The following is a 3,297-nucleotide window of genomic DNA, read 5'->3' on the forward strand; positions in this document are numbered from 1 at the left end:
GGGGTGGCCGCGGCCGAGCGCGGCCACCCCGGCGCGCACTCCCTCAGGGGAGAGGTCCTGGATCCTCCCGTCGTACTCGTGCCGGCCGGCGGACTCCCGCACGTCCGCCATCGCCAGGTCGCAGACGGCACGCAGCCGGCCGTCCACGTCGTCAACGTTGCCCGAGTTGCCGGGGTCGCCGGTATTGCGGGTGTTGTCGAGTTCGCTCATGCCCAGACGTTAGCGTTCATGGACCACAGTGGTCACGACCCTGCACGGGCCACGGCGTCCAGCAGGGCGGAAAGCGTCTTGTCCCCGGTCGCCGGGGCCATCACGGCGGCCCGTAGGTGGCGGCTGCCGGCGATCTCCGCGGAGGACAGGTAGAAATCGCCCTGCGCCATCAGGCGGGCGCGGATCGCCGCCTGGTCGGTGTCCGGCCCGCCGTACCGGAAGCAGACGATGTTGCTCTGCGGCTCATAGGGGCAGGTGAAGCCGGGCCGGGCGGCGGCCAGCTCCCACAGGCGGCGGGCCGTCGCGTACCGGGCGGCCACATGCTCGCCGAGACCGCGCTCGCCGTACCACGCCAGGTTCAGGAACACCTTCAGGCCCAGCTCGGCCTTGCTGCACTCGACGGTCCTGCCCATCGTGTCGAACTCCCGCTCGCCGTAGAACAGGTAACTGGCCTCCTGCCGGAAGGCCCGGTCCAGGTCTTCGGCCCGGCGTACCAGGACGGCGGCGACGAGGCTCGACGTGCCGAGCATCTTGTGCGCGTCCCAGGTGACCGAGTCGGCGGTCTCGATGCCGTCGAGCAGGTGCCGATGGCGCTCGCTGAGCAGCGCGGAGGCCCCGTGCGCGCCGTCCACGTGGTACCAGATCCCGTGCTCGCGGCAGAACGCGCCGATCGCGCGCAGGTCGTCGTACAGGCCGGTGCCTGTGGCGCATGCCCCGGCGACCAGCGCCATCGGGCGGCGGCCGGCCCGGCGTACCCGCTCCAGCGCGGCCGGCAGGCACTCGGGCAGGACGCGACCGAGCGGATCGGTCGCGAGCTCGAACACGGCGTCCTCGCCGAGGCCGAGGATGGCCGCGGACCTGGCCAGCGAGTAGTGCGCGGACGCCGGGGCGAGCAGCGCGAGTTCGCCGGCGGGCGCCCCGGCCCGCCAGGCGTCCGGGGCGGCGGCGGCCCTGGCCGCGAGCAGCGCGGTGAGGCCGGCCAGCGAACCGCCGTGGGTGAGCACCCCGCCGCCCTGCCCGGCCAGGCCGGTCTTCTCCAGCATCCAGCGGATCACCGCGAACTCGACGGTGGCGGCCGACGCGCCCATCTCGTAGAGCGCCATCGGGTTGTTGGCCGCGCCGTGTACGAAGTCGGCGAGCGCGGCGGGGAAGAACGGCGCGGCGATCTGGTGGGCCAGGTGCGCCGGATGGTGGACGCGGGTGCCCGCGGCGAGATAGCCGGCCAGGAACCCGCGGTAGGTCTCCCCCGTCATCCCGCCCTCGCGGATCCAGCGGTCCAGCCCGAGGCGGGCGGCCAGCTCGTCCGGCGGCCGGTTGGTGAGCACCGGGGGCAGCCCGGCCTGGCTCTCCTCGACGTAGGCGGCGAGGGAGTCCACGGTGTCGTGGGCCGCCCCGGCGAACTCTTCGATGTTCCACACGGCCGGAAAGCTACCGATTCGTCCTGCGCCACCACGCGTACATGTCGGGCAGCGCGACGCCCGTCCAGGAGGCCAGGCGCAGCCCGTCCAGCTCGGACTCGGCCAGGAACCTGGCGTCGGTGATCTCCTCAAGGTCGGGGGTGAGGGTGCCGCCGGTCACCCGGCAGCCGTACGCGGTGATCACGTACGACACCTGGTCACCGTTGGAGTAGCGGTTGCGGAACAGCGGGCCGCCGTACACGTCGATCAGGTCCACGACCTCGATGTCGAGGCCGGTCTCCTCGCGCAGCTCGCGGACCACCGCCTCGCGCGGATGCTCGTCGGGCTCGATGATGCCGCCGGGCGGGGCCCACACCCCGCCGTCGTGGCAGGCGAACAGCAGGCGGCCCGCGTCGTCGAACACGCAGGCGGTCACGGAGGGAAGCACGATCAGCGCGTCGCCCACACGGGCGCGCAGCGCGGCCAGGAACTCAGGAATGGGCACGAGGCTCAAGCCTACGGCCGAAGTGTCCTGAACCGGGCACGGGCTCCCATCCGTGCTATGGGCATGAAGGCTTCCATCCGTACGGCCGGCGTCACGCTCGCCGCCCTGCTCGCCACGGCCTGCGCGGCCTGCACGGCGTCCGCCCCGCAGGAACCGCAGGCGGGTTCGTCCGCGAAACCGGCGTGGCTCGGCGAGATCCGCCTGGTCGCCTACCAGAGCTGTGACGACATGCTCGCCGAGCTGCGCGAGAAGACCGCGGCCAACATCGGCCCGTGGGGGTTCGGCGGCGTCCATCTGCTCGAGCGCGCTCTCCCTGACACCGCCAAGTCCGAGGCGCGCGCCGATTTTCTGTCGGCGAATCAGGAAGCCGACCACTCCACCACCAACGTCCACGAGGCCGGGGCCGACGAGCCCGACCTGGTCAAGACCGACGGCAAGCGGATCGTCACGGTCTCCGGCGGCGTGCTGCGGGTGACCGACGCGGCGACCAAGAAGGTCACCGGCTCACTGCGGCTGGTGCCCAAGGAGCACGGCTACGCCCCCGCCGACCTGCTCATGTACGGCGACCGCGCGTTCGTGCGGCTCCCCATGACCGGCCTGGCCGCCAACGCGACCGACGACGCCAGGGTGCGGCCCGACTGGCGGCCGGGGACGACGTACACGCTGGTGGACCTCTCCGGCCCGCAGCCGAAGAAGGCCGGGTCGATCATCGCCGACGGCGACCACGTGGACACCCGGATGGTCGGTTCGGCCGTACGGATCGTGGTGAGCAGCAAGCCGGACATCCGGCTGCCCTTCGACGACACCGCGGGCGGCACCCCGCCGAGCGAGCGGGAGCTGACCGAGCGCAACCGGGCGGCCGTGCGCGCGGCCCCCATCGAGGCGTGGCAGCCGCGCTACGAGATCATCGGAGCGGACGGCTCGCGGCACGCCGAACGGGTCGGCTGCGAGCGGATCAGCCACCCGAAGGAGTACACGGGCACCTCGATGCTCACCGTGCACACCCTGGACCTGGCGGCGGGCGACGGTACCCTCTCCGGCGACCGGCCGGTGAGCGTGGCCGCCGACGGCAACACCGTGTACGGCACGGCGAGCAGCCTGTACGTGACGAGCGACCCGCAGGCGTGGCTGCCGATGCCGATCGAGGAGCCGCCCGCCGTACCGGACACGCTCACTCCCCAGGCC

Annotated in this window: 4 protein-coding genes; 1 reads left to right on the forward strand and 3 read right to left on the reverse strand. The window is 72.8% G+C overall.

The features are described 5' to 3' along the window. The 3 genes from C1I98_RS42215 to C1I98_RS42220 form a co-directional block, all read right to left on the reverse strand. A partial coding sequence (locus tag C1I98_RS42215; RefSeq protein ID WP_158558349.1) for a hypothetical protein occupies positions 1–210 on the reverse strand: 210 nt, incomplete at its 3' end. A 32-nt stretch (positions 211–242) separates the two neighbouring features. Next, on the reverse strand, positions 243–1,628 hold the full coding sequence (locus tag C1I98_RS36880; RefSeq protein ID WP_111171906.1) for a pyridoxal phosphate-dependent decarboxylase family protein: 1,386 nt from the start codon (positions 1,626–1,628) through the stop codon (positions 243–245). Positions 1,629–1,638: 10 nt separating this feature from the next. Further along, entirely contained in the window at positions 1,639–2,112 is a 474-nt protein-coding gene (locus C1I98_RS42220) for an NUDIX domain-containing protein (protein ID WP_158558351.1), read from the reverse strand. 63 nt (positions 2,113–2,175) lie between these two features. Between C1I98_RS42220 and C1I98_RS40945 the strand changes: the two genes are divergently transcribed. Next, the coding region (locus C1I98_RS40945) for a beta-propeller domain-containing protein (protein ID WP_199537496.1) at positions 2,176–3,297 on the forward strand (1,122 nt) is incomplete at its 3' end.

The organism is Spongiactinospora gelatinilytica (assembly GCF_003236385.1).
GTDB lineage: Bacteria > Actinomycetota > Actinomycetes > Streptosporangiales > Streptosporangiaceae > Spongiactinospora > Spongiactinospora gelatinilytica.